The organism is Streptomyces sp. NPDC004284, assembly GCF_042874035.1.
GTDB lineage: Bacteria > Actinomycetota > Actinomycetes > Streptomycetales > Streptomycetaceae > Streptomyces.
Map to the genome: position 1 here is coordinate 216,113 of NZ_JBIAMJ010000013.1, position 18,486 is coordinate 234,598.

An 18,486-nucleotide genomic window follows, 5' to 3' on the forward strand; every position below is an offset into this window, starting at 1 on the left:
CGCCGCTCCGGGGACCGGTTCCATGGCTCTGCGAGACGGGACAAGACCGCGAAGAGCGCCCGACTGCAGCCCGGTCCACTGACAGGCGAGCCGGTCGGATCCGCTCGCTCCGGGTCAGCCTGCGTCCGGGGCGTCGATGATCTTGCCGTCCTTGTCGAGCGTGTGGGTATCCCAGTACACGTCCCACTTGTCGCCGACCTGCTGCGGCACCTTGCCCTCCGGATACCGCACGAAACCGGCTGGAGGCTCCTGCTTGTCCGAGACGCAAGCGGAGCCGGTACCGCCCACGGACAGGACCGGGTACTCGCCGCTGCTGCAGACGTCCTCCTTGTACTCGAGGCCGGCGCATCCGGTGACTGCCACGATCGCGGCCGCGCTCGCGAGAGCAGCACCGACCAGGCGGAACGTCCCGGGCCGGGCGGTGGCGGCGGCGAGGTTCATCCTGCGGGGCATGTGCATAACTGTCTCCAGTCGTTCGGTCTGCCCCCACTCTCGTCGCCGGAAAGCTGCCGAGCCCTGAGCACGTGTACTCACAGGAGCCCGCGTTGATGCTCAACATGCCGCATCTCCCGGGAATTTGCCGGGCCCTGGGCGTTGTCCGTCAATCACGGCGGCCCGGCCCTGCTGAGCCCCTGACCGGGTCCCAGTGCCTGGTTCGGCCAGCTGCAAGGAATTGTCCGGCACCATCGGCACCCCTCTGTTGCGATCCACACCCGACTTCGCGCCAGGCCGCTGACGGTTCCGGCAGCGGACTCCACTGCGGCGTTCGAGGCAGCCGTCCGAGATCGGAGACGCCGTGGCGTATCTCGGATCGGACCATTCGCTTTATGAGGGCAGGGACAGTGCTCGTCGTCAGCGGCGGCATGACCGCGGTGGCCTGACTGCTGCTGACGACCTGTTCCCCTGGCCGACCCCACCTCCCCATGAAGATCCTCATGAGCCAGAACGATCTGGGCGCGGCGGCCAAGGCCGTCGTCCGTCGCAATACCTAGGAGTTACGAACTGGTGCGTGATGGGGGTGGAGGCATGGTTGCCTGACCACGACCCCGATCAGGCAACCATGCCTCCACCTCCACCCCAATCACGCACCAGCTCGTCAGACGCCGTTCGAGGCCGGCGAGGGGGGCGATGACGTACGCGAGCGTGCTCGCGACGAACGCCGGCAGGTTCGGGTGGTGGAAGATCGTCATGGCGAACCGGCACCACACTGCGAGGAACCCGAGGGGCTTCGACAACCCCTCGCTCACCCACCGGTGGACGCCGCCCGACCAGCCCGAAGCCCGTTCCGCCGAGACCAGCGAGGTCGGCAGGAGGAACACGATGGCGGGCACGGTGGGGAGGAACACGCAGGCCGGGCCGTACACCGCCATGGTGGGCGCGGCGTGGAGGCTGGCGACGGAGGCCGTCGTCATCAGCGCGAGGGTCACCCACGTGAGCGTGGGGGTGCCGGACCTGGCGGCTGCTGCCGCAGCCGCTCGGCTCGGGGGTCGTCCGGAACGGGAGTATCCGCAGCAGGCAAGGGGCCTTCGGGGCGACGGAGCCGTTCCCGTCAGACTCGCCCGCCTTTCCGCGGCGGGCGACCTGAGTACGGCCATCCAGGCAAGGGCGCGCGAGCGCATGCCGGGCCCGCGCGCATCAGCTCCTGCCCCGCCCCTCCCCGCCGGTACGGGAGTTTCTCCGGCACCGGCGGTCGGTCACCGACTCTCGACGGGGACGGTGTGGGCGTGTGCGGCCGCAGCCGCCCCGTAGGCTCCGGGGCCGGCCCGGCGGCGTCGGGCGCGCACGGCCAGAACGCACAGGAGCATGCCCGCCCCGGATGCGATCGCGAGCAGCAGGAACGCGCCGGACAGGCCCGCGGCCAGCGCGTCCGCGGCTGCTTCCCCGGCAGCGGCCCGAGATTCCCCGACCGTCGCGTTGACCGTGGCCACAGCTGCTGTGAAGGCAGCCGCCCCGATGTACCGCGCCATGTTCGAGATGCCGGATGCCGCCCCGACGTCGTCGGCGGACACCGAAGAGGTGGACGCCGAACTTGCCGGACCGTTGACGAGTCCCAAGCCGACGGCCAGGAGTACGAGCGGCAGGACGAACGCTCCGTACCGCCAGTCGCCCTGTACGAACACCAGCAGCGCGCAACCGCCCGTCGCCGCGGCGAAGCCGAGGGCGATCACCGGTCCGATGCCCAGCCGCTGGACCGCCCGGGGCACGAGCGGGGTGACCATGATCAGGCCCACTGTCGCGGGCAGCGTGGCCAGGCCCGCCTCCAGCGGGCTGAACGCGAGCGTGGCGGGGTTCTGGAAGTAGAGGCTGACCAGATACATCAGACCGTTGATCACGCCCGCGCTCAGCAGGATCGCGACCGTCGCTCCGATCAGCACGCGGTCCTTCAGCAGACGCATGTCCACGAGCGGCGCTTCCACCCGCCGCTCCACCGCGACGAACGCCACGCCGGCCACCAACGTCAGCGCGAAGCATCCCAGTACCGCCGCCGACGTCCAGCCCCATTCCGCACCCTCGCTGAGCGCGAGCAGTGCTGGAGCGAGTACGGCAGCGATCAGCATGGTCCCCACGAAATCGATCGAGCGGCTGCGTTCGGGATCGCGGGACTCGGCGACGCCCTTCAACGTGACCGGCACGCAGGCGAGCGCGATCGCCGCGTCGATCCAGAACAGGCCCTGCCATCCCGTGCCGTCCACCAGTACGCCGCCGACCAGCGGCCCGGCTGCGGCGCCCACCGCCGACGCACCGCCCCACAGGGTCACGGCCCGCACCTGTCCTGCCCCCGACGTGGACACGGACAGCAGGCTCATCCCGCACGCCAGGATCGTCGCTCCCGCCGCCCCCTGGATCGCCCGACCTGCGATCACGCCCCCGCCGCTTCCGGACAGTGCGATCAACACGCACGAGGCGACGAACAGGCCCAGGCCGCCGAGGAAGACCAGCCGTCGTCCGAACACATCGCCCAGAGCCCCCGAAGTGACGATCACCGCCGCACCCACCAGCGAATAGCCGGTGATGGCCCACTGCAAAGTGTCCAATGACGTGCCGGTGTCCGCACTGATCGCCGGAAGCAGAATGCTCACTGCCGACGTGTTCGCATTGACGACAAGAGCCGAGACGCAGGTCGCGATCAGTACAGCGGCCGACGCCGACCGGCCCGCGTCACCGGCCACCGCATCATTTTGCTGAAGATCCACACATGCAGATTCACATGCGCCACGCCACCCCGCAGCTCGGACAGCTCCCCCGGACTGCCGGTGCTCGGCCACCACGACTCCGCCGACCTGCTGCGTGTCCGTCGGCCGGACCATGCCGCCACGCAGGTCGCCGAGCACCTCACCCTTGTGGCCGACGTTCCCCATCAGCCATGAAGAACACGAAGGTCGGGTCGTGCCGGGAAAGACGTGCTCGCCCCCGCCCGTTCGGCCGCAGCCTCCAGCTCGTCCCGAGCACCTTCGTAGAGGAGGCCCTCGAACAGCCACAGGAAGCCGGGCCGCTCCTTGGAACGCATGATCTCCGCGGCCCGGTGCAGATGTCGCTCCAGTTGCTCCGCGTCGGTGCCGTCCTCGGCCGGCGTCAGGCAGTTTCGGAACGCGAATCGGTAGTCGGCCCAGGTGACGTCGCCTCTGCGGGTGCAGCAGATCGTTCCTGATGACAAGGCCGCCGCACTCTCCCTCGTACGGGCCGTGGGGGCCGCTGTGGCCTTCGTCGCCCAGAACGCCTTCGGGGTGCTCTCGGACCGTACGACGAGCGGGTTCGACATACGGCGGCTGCGGATCGCGGCGGGCGCGCTGGGTAACCACGGGGGCAGGCGGACTTCCTCATGAGGATGACGCGCACGCTGCTGCCCGGTCTGGTGCCGGTCTCCGTGCGCGAGGCGTGCCGCGCCGTCGACAAGACACGGTTCCGCTACCCGTACATCGGCCGTCTGGGCGAGGACGGCCTGTAAGCGGCCGTCGGCGGGAACGGCGCCACGGAGCCCGCGGTTGCGACGACAGACGACATCGGACGCCTCGCCTCGACTGTCGTACTCGACCAGGAACCGGACTTTCGCCTCCCGCCGGATACGTCCGCTCCTATCGTGGAGTTCCTGGCACAACCGGATCGCCCCTGCCGCCTGAAGCCGCCCTTCGGTCTGTGCTGAGCCCTCGGCGAGAACGCGCGTGACCGATGGCGGTGGGACGACCCGGTCGGCCCCGCGTGGGCTCTGGCCGAGTTCCGCGATGCTGTGCGGAGGGCAGATACGGAGCGGGAGGGGCAGGCCACGCCGTCCTGCCACCACCAGGACCGCGATCCGTAGGGGTACTCGACCCGGGAGCCGACGTGCTGCCACGAGACCGTGTAGGTTTCCAGGCCCGCATAGCCGCAGGTCTCGGCCTTCTGGTAGATGGTCTTCGTGGACAGCCGGAGAGGGCGACATCCGCGGCGATTCCGTACCGGTGCATGGAGTTGGAGTCACCACCCACCGACGCGTTGTGGGAGATGACGCGGAAGCCGGAGTTGGCCGTGACGGCCAGGGCGCCGGACTTCTTGCGAAGCGCCTCCAGCTCGTACATGTTGCGGCGCACGCTCTCCTTGACGGTCATGGCGCTCACCTTGCCGCCCGAGAAGCCGGAGCCGTCCTTGCTCTCGAACTCGGAGAAGTCGAAGTGCGCGGTCGATCCGTCGGAGCTTTCCAGGGCGTTGAGCCGGTTGAACGTCTGTGCCCCGCCACACCGTCCACAGTGAGTCCGTACGCGGCCTGGAATCGGCGGAGCGCCGCCTCGGCGCCGGGCCCGAAGGCGTCGTTCAGGGAGACGAAGGTCGGCTGGGCCGAGCCGGCGGCCCAGCCGACGATCCGTATCTGGAACTCCTAGACGGCCGCACCGCTGGAGCCCTGGGAGAGCTGTGAGGGCCAGCTGTAGGCGGCGGCCGGGCCGGTGAGCGTCAGGCCTGTTCCGAGGCCAGACCGGTGGCGGCCACCGCGTCGGCGCCTTAGCGCGGCAGCGAGCGTCGGGAGAGGTCTGACGTCATGGTCAAGTCCTCTTTTTCTAGTACCAGTTGTGGGACTGCCAGAAGGACCACGCCGCGCACGGGGTGCCGTACCGCGACTTGATGTAGTCGAGGCCCCACTCGATCTGGGTGGCCGGGTTGGTCTGCCAGTCCGCTCCCGCTACGGCCATCTTGTCGCCGGGCAGGGCCTGCGGGATGCCGTACGCACCGGACGAGGGATTCGTCGCGTACACCTTCCAGCTGCTCTCGCGGATCCAGAGGTTGTCCAGGCAGTCGAACTGGCTGCTCACGGACCAGCCGTGCTCGGTGGTCTTCCACTGACCGGTGATCTTCACGGTGCGGGCGATGCGCATCGCGTTCATGGTCGCGAGGCCCGTGATGCCGTCGGCGGACAGGCCGTTCGCCTGCTGCCACGCCGTCACCTTGGACTTGGTGCCGTCGCCGTAGGCGCCATCGGCTGTGGTGCCGACCTTGCGCTGTACCTCCATCACCTTGTTGTGCAGGGCGAGTTCGGTTCGACTGCCGTAGTCGCCGTCCTCGGCCAGCCCGTTGTCATGCTGGAAGGAACGGACCGCGGTGCTGGTCTGGGAGCCGTAGACGCCGTCGATGCCGCTGTACGGCAGGTAACCGATCCCCGCGAGATTGCGCTGGAGCCAGGTGGTCGAGTCCAGGGCGTGTGCGGGGGCAAGGGGCGCCAGCATGGCGAGCAGGGTGGCGAACAGCACGAGTGCCACGCGGGCGACGGGCAGCCGGGAGGCCGGCACCCGGGAGGCCGGAAGGGCCGTACCGATGGGTATCACTCCGAGTCCTTGTCTTCGCGGGTCGATGCCGATGTCTCGGCGGATACACGCCGAGATGGTCAAGTCGCATGTATACAAGCGACTTGGGGGCAGAAGCCATGGTGCCTTCGGGGTTCGTGGTGCGGAGTCCCTTGGGGAGCGATACGGGACGGGCAGGGCCGCTTGGTGGGCATGGGACGGGAAAGCGTGGGGCGGATTCCCGCAACGGCTGCCGACTGTGGCGTACATCATCGGGTGTGCTTCGAGTGGCCGCTGTCGTGAAGCAGGCCTGGGACGAGCAGGAGTGGGACACCGAGCTCGGGTTCGTCCGTGAGCGGGTCCCGGCCGGGATGCGCCGCATCAAGGAGGAGTGCGGTCGGTCTCAGCGTCTCTGACCCGGCCTGCGACCTCACGGAAACTGAGCCTGCCGTGCATACGAATCCACCGAGCCCGGCGCGCAGGAGCACGCCGAACCTGGGCTCTCCGGGGTCGATGCAGGCGCTTCCACAGGTGTCAGTCGGCGTTGCCCTTGGAGCAGATGCCGCACCTGCCTGTTCCGTTACTACGCCAAGTTCCGGGACAAAGCGTGGAACCATGCGAACCGGCTGGTCGACGAGTTCATGCGGCGCTGGGTCCGTCGTGGAGCGGACCATGCTGGGGTGGCACTTCGTGGGCCGCACGGATGAGTAGATCTGCCAGGCCCGGCAGGACTGGATGGCGAGCGACCGCTTTGGTGAGGTGAAGGGCTAAGACGTCGTTTCTTATGGCGCTCTTGCGGTTATCGTGCCGGAGGGAGCCATCGTTGGGGTTGGGCAAGGGGTGGGGGCTCGTGAACGAGGCGCTTGACGCTGCAGGAACGGCGCTGTGTTGCGCCGCAGCCATCCGGCTGGGCGGAGCCGTACAGATACTGACCACGCGATCTGGCCTGCTTGACCACTACAGCCCGATCATGGCGGGGCTGGAGAACATCACAGCGTTTCTCGACGGTCGAGGCCTCGATGACGACTTGCTCGGCTCTGCGTTCGCCGAGAGCTGGTCCCTGGATGCCAGGTATCCGGCAGAGCTCGCCGGCCACGCCTTTGTCCAAGGATGGTCCTCTCTGGTCTTCGGCACGGTGGTGCTGACCAGGCCGAAGCAACAGCACATCACGTCAGCGCAGACCATGGAGTTCGCCTCGAAGGCGGCGGCATCCTGGCCGACCGCCGTCCGTATCGGCTCCTTCAACAGCCTGCTCCGCTTCGAGGCAGCGTGCCAGCAGGAGGCGGAAGCCCAGATGCGGGAGGGCGGTCTTCCTGCTCTGTGGAAACTGACGGAAGATCGATCAAAGCAGTATCGCCAGACGACGGAACAGTTCATCGGGTAACCGACGTCTCAGCCTGCCAGTCTTCGGAAGCCGATGAGGGCTGCGGCTATGCCGACGAAGGCGAGGAAGTGTTCGGCCTTGCGCTCGTAGCGGCGGTGGAGCCTTCGGCAGCCGGCCAGCCAGGACACGGTTCTCTCGACCACCCAGCGGTGCCGGCCCAGCCGTTGTGAGGACTCGACGCCCCTGCGGGCGATGCGAGGACGGATGCCCCGCTGGCGCAGCCATCGCCGCAGGTGGTCGTAGTCGTAACCCTTGTCGGCGTGCAGTTTCGCCGGCTTTCGGCGCCGGGGTCCGCGGCGGGAGCGGATGGGCGGGATGCCCCGGACGAGCGGCTCCAGGCCCTGGCTGTCGTGCATGTTCGCGCCGGAGATGCCCAGAGACAGCGGCAGTCCGTTGCGGTCACAGATCAGGTGGATCTTCGATCCCAGTTTGCCGCGGTCGGTCGGATTCGGTCCCGTCAGCGGCCCCCTTTTGCAGCCCGCAGGCTGACGGAGTCGATCGCGCACCGCGACCAGTCCAGTTCGCCCCGAGCTCCGAGTTCGTCGAGGATCACGCGGTAGAGCCTGGCCCAGACCTGGTCCCGGCTCCACTGGGCGAACCGGCGGTAGACCGTGGGCCAGGCCGGGCCGAACACCGGCGGCAGCTGCCGCCATGTGCAGCCCGACGTTGCCACGAAGATGATCGCCGCCAGAGCCTCACGGTCACCTGTCCGACGCCGACCACCGCCCTGCGGACGTATCACTTCCGTCGGCGGCACCACCCGCCTGAACAGCACCCACAACTCGTCCGGCACCAGTCGCTCCACGAGATCCGTCATGCACGGATCAACGAACTCTCACGCCATAAGAAACGACTTCTAAGACGACGACCGGCTCGATGCCCCGGAGGTGCCCCGACCCAGCTGAAGGCCCAGGGTAGAGTGCGCTGACCTGGGGTTTTTCTCTGTCGAGTCGATGCAGGGGCCGGAGCTGCTTGGCCCCTGCCTGTGGCTCTCGTCGTGGCCGGGGGAGGGGGCGTATCGCGGCCCCTCTGCGTCGCGCGATTGGCGGGCGCGCTTCCAGGGTGTGCTCGTGTGCGAGCGGGTCTGGGCAGCTGATTGCTGACCTTTTGCTGACTTTACTGACTAGATGTCAGGTGCCTCAGTGCAGCGCAGGGTGTGACAGTGGGCCGTCTCGGCATCGTGGCCGGCGGCGCTCGTGGGCTGGCGGGACGTGGTGGGCCAGCTGATTCTGCCGGCTCGCTCCGCTCGACGTGAGATGTTGCTCCAGCCTTGGTCGAGCAGGATGAAGATGTGTCCAGGGCGTGCTCGGGGTCCTTGCAGAATCGAGGTGGTGGCGCTGCTTGGCCTCGTCAGCCCTGCCGTCCTGTCCGGCGGCCGTCGTCCCTGCTCTCCGTGCACGCGGGAGCCCCGCTATCCCCCTTCGTGGGATGAACATTCCATGAATGCAGGAAGGCGGGAGGGGACCGACCATGCCGGGGGGCCCTCCGTTGCCCGTGACATATCGGAACTCGCCCCGGCGACTTGCGCGGTCGCGCCCGAAGCGGGCGGAAGCAAGCCGCTTCGAGTCGTGTGCCCTCCCCCATGGCCGCGTCTGGCTGGGGAGCGTGACACGGGATGCGCCTGCGCTCACATGGGCGTCGGCCCTCCAGATGGGGGTGTGATGTACCTGGCCACGGTGATGGCCGAGAACTTCCGTGCTTTCGATGCCCGGAGATCTCCTGAGGATGTGGGCGAAGCGCTCCAACTGGACCTCGCGCCGGGGGTGTCCGTCCTTCTGGGGGAGGACGATGCGGGAAAGACGGCTGTCGTTGACGCGATACGGCTGTGTCACCCTTACGTCGGCGGCGGATTTCTACCGCGTTATTGATCAGGAACTCATAGGGGGTCTCGTCCAGGACGCAGCGGGCGTGTGGGCCGCCGAAGCAGCCGTGGACGATGTGTGGCCGGCGCTGACGTCTGTAGAAGAAGTGGCGTGTCTCCGCGGCGAGTTCGGACTGATTCCGGGCTTGGTGCTGTTCGGGCGGGCCGTGTTCGAGGTCGGCGTTGACCAGTTCGTCGGGGTCGGGCTCGGGCGAGTACCGGGGCGGGAAGTGCAGCGCGACGTCGTCGGGGGCGGCCGGCGACCCGGCCGGAACGGATGCCGACCAGGTCGGCGAAGAGGATCTCACCGCCGTCCCTCTTCGCCTTCGCCCGGATCTTCGGCCCGGTCTCCTCGTGCCGGCGGCGCACGGCCTGCGGGGCCTGCCCGACGGCCCGCTTGTCCGGGTGCTGGGAGGACAGCCCCCACCCCCCACCAGATCACCCACACCCCACCAACAACCCAGAACCGAACCGTTTTTGATTAATTAAGGCCCAGGGGAGACGGTTAGGGTTTCACTCATGACGGATTCGTATGCCGACCCAGGAACCCCGGACCACCGAAGTGCTGCGCGTTACCTGTGGTGGCTGACCATGAGTCAGCGTCGACGGGTGACGGGTGGTGCGGTGATCGGCACCCTCTGGATGGTCTGCCTCCTGCTGCCGCCGTACCTCATGCAGCGTGCGATCGACGACGGGCTCCAGCGGGGGAAGACCGGCGTCCTGGTCGGCTGGGTGGCCGCACTGGCCGGCGCCGCGCTGCTCAACGCATGGCTCGGCGTCATGCGCCACCGCATCATGACACGGGTGCGGATGGACGCCACTTTCCGGACCATCAAGGTCGTGGTCGAGCACTCCACTCGGCTGGGTGCCGAACTGCCCCGAAAGGTGACGGCCGGCGAGGTGGCCAGCATCGGTGTGGGCGACGTCGCGCAGATGAGCCAGACACTGACGATCACCGGCCCGGGCGTCGGCGCTGTCGTCGCGTACCTGGTGGCGGCCGCGCTGCTGCTGTCGGTCTCCGTCCCGCTCGCCCTCGTGGTCCTGCTGGGGGTGCCGTTGCTCGCGGTCGTGGTCGGGCCGCTGCTGGGACGCCTCCAGGGCGCGGAGTCCAAGTACCGCGAGCAGCAGGGGGCGCTGACCGCCCGGCTCGGGGACATCGTCGGCGGCATGCGCGTACTCAACGGCATCGGCGGTAAGGAGATGCTGGCCGGCCGCTACCTGCGAGGATCGCAGGACCTGCAGGCCGAGGGCTACCGGGTCGGCGCCGTGACCAGCTGGATCCAAGCGCTCTCGGTCGGCCTGCCCGCCCTCTTCCTCGCGTTGGTGACCTGGCTGGCCGCCCGGATGGCCGCCGAGGGCACCATCACGATCGGCACGCTGGTCGCCGTCTACGGCTACGTCGCCGTCCTGGTGGTACCGGTCTCCAACTTCATCGAGGGCGGATACGACCTCACCAGGGGTCTGGTGGCCGCTCGACGGGTGGTCCGGATGCTCGATCTGAAGCCCGCCTTCGAAGACGCCGCAACACTTCGGCCGGCCCGTGACGAGCCATCAGCCCTGTACGACGCCGACACCGGTGTGGAACTGGTCCCGGGCCGGCTGACCGCGATCGTGAGCGCTCGCCCGGCCGATTCCGCGGCCGTGGTCGACCGGCTCGGCCGGTACAGCGCATCCGCTGCGACCTGGGGCGGCGTGCCGCTCGCCGAGGTCGCCCTGGCCGAGATCCGCAGCCGGATCGTGGTGGCGGACAACGACGCCGACTTCTTCTCCGGAACGCTGCGCACCGTGGTCGGCGGCCGGTCCGAGCACACCGGCCCGTCCATCGCCCAGGCCGTCAGAGATGCCGCGGCGGAGGACATCGTGCAGGCACTGCCCGATGGCCTGGACACCATGATCCAGGCCCAGGGCAGCAACCTCTCCGGCGGTCAGCGCCAGCGGCTGCGGCTGGTCCGTGCCCTGCTGGCGGACCCGGAGGTGCTCCTGCTGGTCGAGCCCACCTCCGCCGTGGACGTCCACACCGAGGCCGCCATGGCCGCTGGGCTGCGCCGGGCGCGGACCGGCGGCACCACCGCCCTCACCTCGACCTCCCCCGTCCTCCTGGAGCAGGCCGACACCGTCTGCTACCTCGTCGACGGCCGTCTGGCGGCGGCCGGCCCGCACCAGGAGCTGCTCGCAGCAGAGCCCGGCTACCGCGCGCTGGTGGCCCGCGGCGAAACCGCCACCGAGTCCACGCCCGCCGAGGAGGCCGTCCGATGACTGCTCAGACCGAGACCGCCCCCGGGCGGCTCCCGATCGCCGGTCCCGCCGAGGTCCGCCGGGCCGCCGTGCGTCTGATGGGGCAGGATGGCCGTGCGGTCGCCGCGATGCTGACCCTCAACGGACTGGCCGCGGCCGCCGGTCTGGGTGGCCCTTGGCTGCTGGGCCGGATCATCGACGACGTCCGGGGCGGCGCCGGGGTCGGACACGTCGACCGACTCGCCCTCGGCATCCTCTGCTTCGCGCTCGCGCAGCTGCTCCTCGGCCGCTTCGCCCGCTACGCCGCTCACCGCTTCGGCGAGCGGACTCTGGCGCGGATCCGAGAGCGGTTCGTCGACCGATCCCTCGCCCTGCCCGCTTCGGTGGTCGAACGCGCCGGCGCCGGTGACCTGCTGACGCGCGGCACCGCCGACGTCGCCACCGTCGGCACCACCCTGCGCGACGCCGGGCCGGAGGTCTCCGTGGCTCTCGTCCAGATCCTCCTGATCCTGGTCGCCATGCTCGCGGTCAACCCGCTGCTCGGCATCTGCGGGTTGCTCTGCCTCTCCGGGATCTGGTTCGCCACCCGCTGGTACCTGCACCGTGCACACGCGGGTTACCTCGCCGAAGGCGCCGCCAACTCCGCGCTGATCGAGATCCTCACCTCCACCGCGACAGGGGCCCGCACCGTCGAGGCCCTGGGCCTCCAGGACCGCCGGATCGCCGCCGCGGCCGAGGCGGTCGAGCACTGTCGGGTCACCCGTACCCACACCCTCAACCTGCGCACCGTGCTCTTTCCCGTGGTCGAGTTCTCGTACATCGCCCCGGTCGCCGGCATCCTGCTGCTCGGCGCCGCCCTGCGCGACACCGGCGCGGTCACCACCGGCGCGGTGGTCGCCTGTGCTCTCTACTTCTGGAAGCTCTCCGAGCCGCTGGACAAGGTCCTGCTCTGGCTCGACCAACTCCAGCGCAGCAACGCCTCCTTCGCCCGAGTCGAGGGCATCGGCCAGGTGGACGCCCCGGCCGTGACCGGCGGCGGCCGGCCCGAGGACGACCGGATCGACGTGGTCGACGTCCGGTACGCCTACCAGGGCGAGCGGGACGTCCTGCACGGCGTCGACCTCACCGTCCGTCCGGGCGAGCGGCTGGCGGTCGTCGGCCCGTCCGGAGCCGGCAAGTCCACTCTGGGCCGGCTGCTGGCCGGGGCGGAGACGCCCCGCACCGGACGGGTGACGGTGGGGCAGGTGCCTGTCGCCGAGCTCGACCCGGCCCAGTTGCGCCGACACGTCGTCCTGGTCTCCCAGGAGCATCACGTCTTCCTCGGCACCGTCCGGGACAACCTCCTGATCGCCGCGCCCGCCGCGACCGACCAGGACCTGCACGCGGTGCTGGCCGCCGTCGACATCGACTGGGTGGACGAGCTGCCGGACGGGCTGGACACCGAACTCGGTGCCGGTGGGCTCCGTCTGGACGCCCAGCAGGCCCAGCAACTCGCTCTGGCCCGGGTGGTCCTGGCCGATCCGCACACGCTGATCCTGGACGAGGCCACCTCCCTGCTCGACCCGACCACGGCCCGGCACACCGAGCGCTCGCTGGCGGCTGTACTCAAAGAACGCACCGTGATCGCCATCGCCCACCGTCTGCACACCGCCCACGACGCGGACCGGGTCGCGGTCATGGACGGCGGCCGGGTGACCGAATTGGGCAGTCACGAAGAGCTGTTGGCGGCTGGCGGTGGGTACGCGGCGCTGTGGAAGTCCTGGCACGGCGCCTGAGCTCGCCTCACCCCTCTCGACCTCTCTCGACCAGTATTGATCAGAAACAGTTCGCTTCTGGGTTGTTGGTGGGGTGTGGGTGACCTGGTGGGGGCGCGGGATCTGTTGCCGTCGGCGCAGGAGGCCCTGCGGGCGGGAGGCGCTGGTATGTGGCTGCGGGGCACCCCGACCGGCCCTGCGGCATGGGGTTGAGCGGGTAGTTGTGGACGCGGTGGCTGGTGGGCGAGCTGGTCGCGAAGCCGTACCGGGTACGGCTGAGTGAACCGGGGGCGGGTAAGTACCTCAAACGGTGGGGGCTGTCCTTCCAGCACCCGGACAAGCGGGCCGTCGGGCAGGTCCCGCAGGCCGTGCGCCGCCGGCACGAGGAGACCGGGCCGAAGATCCGGGCGAAGGCGAAGAGGGACGGCGGTGAGATCCTCTTCGCCGACCTGGTCGGCATCCGTTCCGGCCAGGTCGCCGGCCGCCCCCGACGACGTCGCGCTGCACTTCCCGCCCCGGTACTCGCCCGAGCTCACCCCCGACGAACTGGTCAACGCCGACCTCGAACACGGCCCGCCCGAACAGCACCGAGCCCGGAATCAGGCCGAACTCGCCGCGGAGACACGCCACTTCTTCTACAGACGTCAGCGCCGGCCGCACATCGTCCGCGGCTGCTTCGGCGGCCCACACGCCCGCTACGTCCTGGACGAGAACCCCATGAGTCTCTGATCAATAGTGCTTCAGCATCATCTTGTGCGTTTCTCGGCCGATCCCCGACTGCTTGTAGCCGCCGAAAGCACTGTGTCCGGAGTTTGACGAAACTCCGTAAACGAGGAGAGAGGCTGACCGGGCATGACGACGGACGTGGAGTGGCTTGATCACTGGTTACGGCGGGCTCCAGCTCTCTCCCTCTCTCCGAAGCGATCATCGAGCGGATCAAGGAGCACCTGGCCGAGGATGCTGACGACCTCGGGCTCGTCCGGCCGGACGTGTCGTGATCCGACGGCCTGTGCGGCAGCGCGGCCGGCCTGGAGGCCGGTGGGGAGGCAGCCACCGAGGAGAGCGCCTTCGAGGGCGTCGTAGCCGTGGACGCCTTCGCCGAAACCGGCGGCCTCGCCGGCCGTGTACGGGCCGTCGACCGGTGTGCCGTCGGCGGCGAGGGCGCGGGAGTCGAGGTCGGTCTGGATGCCGTCGAGCGTCTTGCGGGTGAGGGCGTGGAGCTTGACTCCGATGAGGGGGTCTGCGGCGGGGCCGAGGAGGCGGTGGGGGACGGCGGCGCGGCCGAGGCGGTCGCCGCGGTAGTGGCGGGAGTGGTGGATGCCCTGGATCTGGGGTCCTTGCTGCACGGGTTCGCGATCTGCCGGTCGCGGTCGGCCGTCGCCCTGGGCACGCGAGCGGCCGAGCTGCTCCTGGAGGAGGCCGGCGACCAGGCGGACGACCACTGCCACGACCAGGTGGTGCTCCGGCCGGAACTGGTCGTCCGCCGTTCGAGCCTCACCCCGCGCTGACCGGACCTGCCGGTCCGGGGGATCCGGTGTACATCTCGCTGACGAGTCGTCGACAGCCGTGTAGCACTTGAGGACGACCCCGCGTCCGTACGGAGGTGGACTTCTCGATCGAGAGGGAACCCCGGCCCGCGGTCGTCGTCTTGGTTCTCGTGTCGACTTGATCGTCGAGTCGGCACGAGGAGGGGTGTGATGGCAGGTCAGGTGCGTAGGACGAGGCGGGCGAAGGCATCGGCGCCGGAGTACCAGGGTGCTCTCGAATCGTTGTCGGTGAACGCCTCACTGCCCGAGGTGCTGGCCCGGGGCATGGAGGAGCTGCGGACGGCGGAACGGGCCGGGGACCGGCGGGAGGAGGCGCGCTGCGGGCTGGCCGTGGCGGAGGCCTGCCGCAGGCTCGGGCGCATAGAGGAGGCCGACCGGGCGTGGAAGGCGAGTTACCGAGCGGCGCGTTCGGCCGGTCACGAGGGGGCCATGGCGTGGGCGCTGTGGAGCGGCGGCACGCTGGCCCGACAGCGGGGTGCGTTCAGGCTGGCGTACCGGTTGCTGAGGCTGGCCGCCGAGACGGGCGAGAGGGGCGGTGACGTCGTGGTGCGCGGCTACTCGTTGGCGGGGCTCGCCGAGACCGGGCGCATCCAGGGCGATTACGCGGCGGTGAGGAGGTTGCACGAGCAGCTGCTTGCCGAGGCCCGCCGCCGAGGCGAGGCCCGGCATACGGTGTGGGCGCTGGAGGGCATCGCGCAGATGCACCGCAACACCGGCGAATACGACGAGGCCCTGGCCCTGTTCGAGGAGGCGGCCGACACGGCGTCCCGAGCCGAGGACCGGCGCGGGTGGGCATGGGCGCTGCGCGGCATCGCGGACGTGGTGTCCGTGCGCGACGCCGACGTGGAACGCGCCCTGTCGCTGCTGTCCCAGGCGGAGGAGGCCTGCCGGGAGATGCGGCTGTCCAGCGCGCTCGCCTACAACCACAAGATGCGCGGCAACGTGCTGTACCGGGCGGGCCGCTACGAGCAGGCCCGTGAGATGTACGCGCTGGCCCTTGAGGAGTTCCAGGAGATGGACGAGCCGCGCGGGACGGCGCTGTCGCGACTGGGGCTGGTCAAGGCCTCCGCCCATCTGGGCCGCGACGCCGCGCACACTGCCGCGGACCTGGCCGAACTGCGCTCGACGCTGGACCGCATCGGGCTGCGGCACGCCCGGGACATGGTGGACAAGGCGGCGGCCGAACTGGGGGTCGGGCCGCTGCCGGACCACGGCGGTCACGAGCAGGGCGCCGCGAGGCCCGTGCTGCCGACGGTCGGGGCCGAGGCGCTTCAGGCCGCCGATGTGGAGGGCCTGCGGTGAGCGCCGTTCCGACACCGTTCTCGCAGGGTGTTGCAGTCGTGGCCGCGGTGCGTTCCTCTCGTGATCACGACATTGATCACGACATTGATCACGACATTGATCGCGAGATTGATCACGACATTGATCGCGAGATTGATCACGACGTTGATCACGACGTCGATCACGACGCAGCGCCGGCCCGTGTCCTGGAGCGTTGTCGTGAACTCGTCCGGCCTGCGCTGGTAGAGGCGGTGGGCAGCCTCCATCCGTGGATCGGTGAGATGGCGGCGTACGCGCTGGGCTGGTCCGACATGGCCGGTACTCCGGATTCCGGCGGATCCGAGGGCAAGGGAGTGCGCCAGGCGTTCGCCGTGCTCGGGGCGGAGGCGGTCGGGGCTGATGGCGCGGAGGCCGTTCCCGGCGCCGTGGCCGTCGAACTCGTGCACACCTTCTCGCTCCTCCACGACGACATCATGGACGGCGACGCCCTGCGCCGGCAGCGGCCTGCGGTGTGGAAGGCGTACGGGACCGGCCCGGCCGTTCTCGCCGGCGACGCGCTTCTCGCCCAGGCCGTGACCACCCTGGCCGAGGCCCCGGGCCGGCACGCGGCGTCCGCGGTCCGCTGCTTCTGCCGGACCCTGAACGCGCTGGTGTCCGGCCAGGCGCAGGACCTGCGCTTTGAACACCGTCCGTGGTACGGCCCCGGCGCAGTCGGACTGGAGCAGTACCGGTCGATGGCCGAACACAAGACAGGCGCCCTGCTGGGCTGCGCCGTTGCGCTCGGCGCGGCCCTTGGCGGCGCCCCCGACCGGACCGTGACCACGCTCGAACGGGCGGGCCGCCATCTCGGCCTCGCCTTCCAGGCGGTGGACGACATCCTCGGCATCTGGGGCGACCCCGCCGTGACCGGCAAACCCGTCTACGCCGACCTGCGCAGGGGCAAGAAGACCTACCCGATGCTCGCCGCACTGGCCGGTGGAGGCAGGGCCGCGCACGAACTGGCGGCGCTGCTCGACCCTCCCCAGCTGCTCGACCACGAGGCCGCCGCACACGTCGCGGCACTCGTGGAGGAGCTGGGCGGGCGGACCGCGACCCGCGACGAAGCGCGCCGGCACCTGGACACCGCCCGCCGCGCGCTGCGCGACGCGTCCCTCACGCACACCGCCGTACAGCAACTGGACAGGCTGTTCACGTACGTGCTCGACCGGACCAGATGATCACCGTTCCGCCTTTGCGATCCCCCCGTCGGTGACGGCTCGACGACGGGGGACCGCAGCGGAGCGCGGAAGGACAGCGGGCCGAGCGTGGGCGCCCCCGCCGCCTCCGCACGCGCCGGGGGCCGCGCCCGGGCAGCGGTGGCGCCCCACGCCGAGGGCGAGGTGGTGGCGGATGTTCGCGCGGCCGGGAACCATCTGCCCAGATGACCGAGCTGAAGTCGCCGTGTCCGCCCCGGGCGGAGATCACGCGAGGGGCCACCAGCCTGCGCAGCCCGTCGATCAGGCCGGCCGCGATCCCGTTGCGCAAGTCGACGGCGTGGTACCCGAGACCGGGGTCATCAGGTCGCGAATGGTCGTGAAGCCGCCCAACAGCAGGGTCTTCAGCACGGGGACGACCGCCGCCGCGATCATCACAGCCGAGCGTGTGGGCGCGGGGACGAGTACGCCAGGGGGCGACGGTGGCGTGCGTGTGGCAGTCCATGTATCCCGGGGGCACCGTGCGCCTGGGCAGGTCAGGACTGCTTTTGGGGGTGGTCGGATCACGTCGCGAGGGTGAGGTCGTACACGTGAGCGACGACTTGGACCGCATGGGGAGGCCGTTGTCACGCCTGCGGCAGTCGCGACCCTCCCTCGGCGGGGCGGGCGAAAGGCGCCTGACGGGCAATGCCCAGGTCAGGCGCCTCTGATCACGCTCTCTAGAAGAACCCGAGCTTCTTCGGCGAGTAGCTGACCAGCAGGTTCTTGGTCTGCTGGTGGTACAGCCGATCCACGCGCGCTGACCAGCGAGAAGGGTGGGAAGTGCCGCTCCTTGGAGGGAGTTGGTCCGGGATCGGTCCGGATCCTGGCACATCCGATGCCGGAGGCTGGGGCGACCCCTGGCACGACCGTGTGCCGACTCGAAGGGCGACTGTCCCGAAGAGGGCTGCGGCGTGCCCGCTCCCGGTCGGCGACGGCCCAGGAGGACGCCCGCGGCCCCCGCCCCGCCGGACCGGCGAGCGAGGACCGTGGAGTGCGCGGCGCACGCCGGCGTAGGAGCCTGGTGGTGTGGTGAAGCCAAGGAAGGCGGCGACCGGCGCGTACCGGCGAAGCCGGCTGCGCGGGGCTCCGCCGCCCCACTGAGTGCGGGGCCTGCCCGTGCTGCTGTTCGTCGGGGTCGGAGTGGCCTCTCTCACCGACTCCGTTCCGCTGGACATCGGTTTCCTGCTCGGCGCGGTGTCTCCGCTGGCCGTCCTGGCCCCGGGACCGTTGGCCACCGTCTTGCTCGGCGCCGCGACGACCGTGCTGCTGACCGTTCCCTTCTTCCATCTGAACCGGCCCGGCAGCACCGACCCCTTCACTCTCGGATTCGTCGCGACCCTGAGCGCCTTAGAGGTACTAACAAAGGCGCTGGACGTGTCGGTAGGTGATGAGGCAGGTGGCGAGGCCGAGGAAGGCTTCGTGGATGTCGTCGCGTCGTTCCC

At 69.9% G+C, this 18,486-nt stretch carries 15 protein-coding genes and 4 pseudogenes; 10 read left to right on the forward strand and 9 right to left on the reverse strand.

Annotation, left to right across the window (positions count from 1 at the left end):
• Positions 1-114: 114 nt before the first annotated feature.
• The 7 genes and pseudogenes from ACFYUS_RS28800 to ACFYUS_RS28830 form a co-directional block, all read right to left on the reverse strand.
• Entirely contained in the window at positions 115-453 is a 339-nt protein-coding gene (locus tag ACFYUS_RS28800) for an SCO0607 family lipoprotein (protein WP_388858192.1), read from the reverse strand.
• 668 nt (positions 454-1,121) lie between these two features.
• Positions 1,122-1,427: pseudogene (locus ACFYUS_RS28805) on the reverse strand (amino acid:proton antiporter); the annotation flags it as partial.
• Between the two features lie 267 nt (positions 1,428-1,694).
• A complete protein-coding gene (locus ACFYUS_RS28810) occupies positions 1,695-3,194 on the reverse strand; it encodes an MFS transporter (protein ID WP_388858195.1) in 1,500 nt (499 codons plus the stop codon).
• A gap of 164 nt (positions 3,195-3,358) precedes the next feature.
• Positions 3,359-3,655, reverse strand: coding sequence for a hypothetical protein (locus tag ACFYUS_RS28815; protein WP_388858198.1), 297 nt, complete (start codon positions 3,653-3,655; stop codon positions 3,359-3,361).
• 418 nt (positions 3,656-4,073) lie between these two features.
• A complete protein-coding gene (locus ACFYUS_RS28820; protein ID WP_388858201.1) occupies positions 4,074-4,592 on the reverse strand; it encodes a D-Ala-D-Ala carboxypeptidase family metallohydrolase in 519 nt (172 codons plus the stop codon).
• Positions 4,589-4,840, reverse strand: a complete 252-nt coding sequence (locus ACFYUS_RS28825; protein ID WP_388858261.1) for a peptidoglycan-binding domain-containing protein — start codon at positions 4,838-4,840, stop codon at positions 4,589-4,591. Before ACFYUS_RS28825 ends, ACFYUS_RS28820 begins: the two co-directional genes overlap by 4 nt.
• Before the next feature lie 187 nt (positions 4,841-5,027).
• The gene (locus ACFYUS_RS28830) at positions 5,028-5,789 is read right to left on the reverse strand and encodes a peptidoglycan-binding protein (RefSeq protein WP_388858203.1); all 762 of its coding nucleotides are present in this window, start codon (positions 5,787-5,789) and stop codon (positions 5,028-5,030) included.
• A 245-nt stretch (positions 5,790-6,034) separates the two neighbouring features.
• Between ACFYUS_RS28830 and ACFYUS_RS28835 the strand changes: the two genes are divergently transcribed.
• Positions 6,035-6,163: a hypothetical protein gene (locus tag ACFYUS_RS28835; protein WP_388858206.1), complete on the forward strand. Its 129-nt coding sequence runs from the start codon at positions 6,035-6,037 to the stop codon at positions 6,161-6,163.
• 434 nt (positions 6,164-6,597) lie between these two features.
• Complete coding sequence (locus ACFYUS_RS28840; protein WP_388858209.1) at positions 6,598-7,131, forward strand: hypothetical protein; 534 nt, start codon at positions 6,598-6,600, stop codon at positions 7,129-7,131.
• Positions 7,132-7,139: 8 nt separating this feature from the next.
• Here the strand turns inward: ACFYUS_RS28840 and ACFYUS_RS28845 are convergent.
• A protein-coding gene (locus ACFYUS_RS28845; protein ID WP_388858212.1) for an IS5 family transposase occupies positions 7,140-7,948 on the reverse strand; the annotation gives its coding sequence in 2 pieces (ribosomal slippage) (positions 7,140-7,598 and positions 7,601-7,948; 807 coding nt in all).
• 1,563 nt (positions 7,949-9,511) lie between these two features.
• Here ACFYUS_RS28845 and ACFYUS_RS28850 point away from each other — a divergent pair.
• From ACFYUS_RS28850 to ACFYUS_RS28865, 4 genes and pseudogenes are all read left to right on the forward strand, one after another.
• Positions 9,512-11,248 carry an ABC transporter transmembrane domain-containing protein gene (locus tag ACFYUS_RS28850; RefSeq protein ID WP_388858215.1) on the forward strand — a complete coding sequence of 579 codons (1,737 nt, stop codon included), beginning with the start codon at positions 9,512-9,514 and terminating at the stop codon, positions 11,246-11,248.
• Positions 11,245-13,002 carry an ABC transporter ATP-binding protein gene (locus tag ACFYUS_RS28855; RefSeq protein WP_388858217.1) on the forward strand — a complete coding sequence of 586 codons (1,758 nt, stop codon included), beginning with the start codon at positions 11,245-11,247 and terminating at the stop codon, positions 13,000-13,002. Before ACFYUS_RS28850 ends, ACFYUS_RS28855 begins: the two co-directional genes overlap by 4 nt.
• Positions 13,003-13,220: 218 nt before the next feature.
• A pseudogene (locus tag ACFYUS_RS28860) lies at positions 13,221-13,313 on the forward strand (winged helix-turn-helix domain-containing protein); the annotation flags it as partial.
• A 97-nt stretch (positions 13,314-13,410) separates the two neighbouring features.
• The gene (locus tag ACFYUS_RS28865; protein WP_388858220.1) at positions 13,411-13,710 is read left to right on the forward strand and encodes a hypothetical protein; all 300 of its coding nucleotides are present in this window, start codon (positions 13,411-13,413) and stop codon (positions 13,708-13,710) included.
• Between the two features lie 272 nt (positions 13,711-13,982).
• On the opposite strand, the pseudogene ACFYUS_RS28870 reads toward ACFYUS_RS28865, so the two are convergent.
• Positions 13,983-14,380, reverse strand: a pseudogene (locus ACFYUS_RS28870) (FAD-binding protein); the annotation flags it as partial.
• Here ACFYUS_RS28870 and ACFYUS_RS28875 point away from each other — a divergent pair.
• The 4 genes and pseudogenes from ACFYUS_RS28875 to ACFYUS_RS28890 form a co-directional block, all read left to right on the forward strand.
• A complete protein-coding gene (locus ACFYUS_RS28875; protein ID WP_388858270.1) occupies positions 14,319-14,489 on the forward strand; it encodes a hypothetical protein in 171 nt (56 codons plus the stop codon). The pseudogene ACFYUS_RS28870 and the gene ACFYUS_RS28875 sit on opposite strands and share 62 nt — an antisense overlap.
• A gap of 189 nt (positions 14,490-14,678) precedes the next feature.
• A complete protein-coding gene (locus tag ACFYUS_RS28880) occupies positions 14,679-15,830 on the forward strand; it encodes a tetratricopeptide repeat protein (RefSeq protein WP_388858222.1) in 1,152 nt (383 codons plus the stop codon).
• 131 nt (positions 15,831-15,961) lie between these two features.
• Positions 15,962-17,026: a polyprenyl synthetase family protein gene (locus tag ACFYUS_RS28885; RefSeq protein ID WP_388858264.1), complete on the forward strand. Its 1,065-nt coding sequence runs from the start codon at positions 15,962-15,964 to the stop codon at positions 17,024-17,026.
• A 1,134-nt stretch (positions 17,027-18,160) separates the two neighbouring features.
• Positions 18,161-18,486 (forward strand): annotated as a pseudogene (locus ACFYUS_RS28890) (hypothetical protein); the annotation flags it as partial.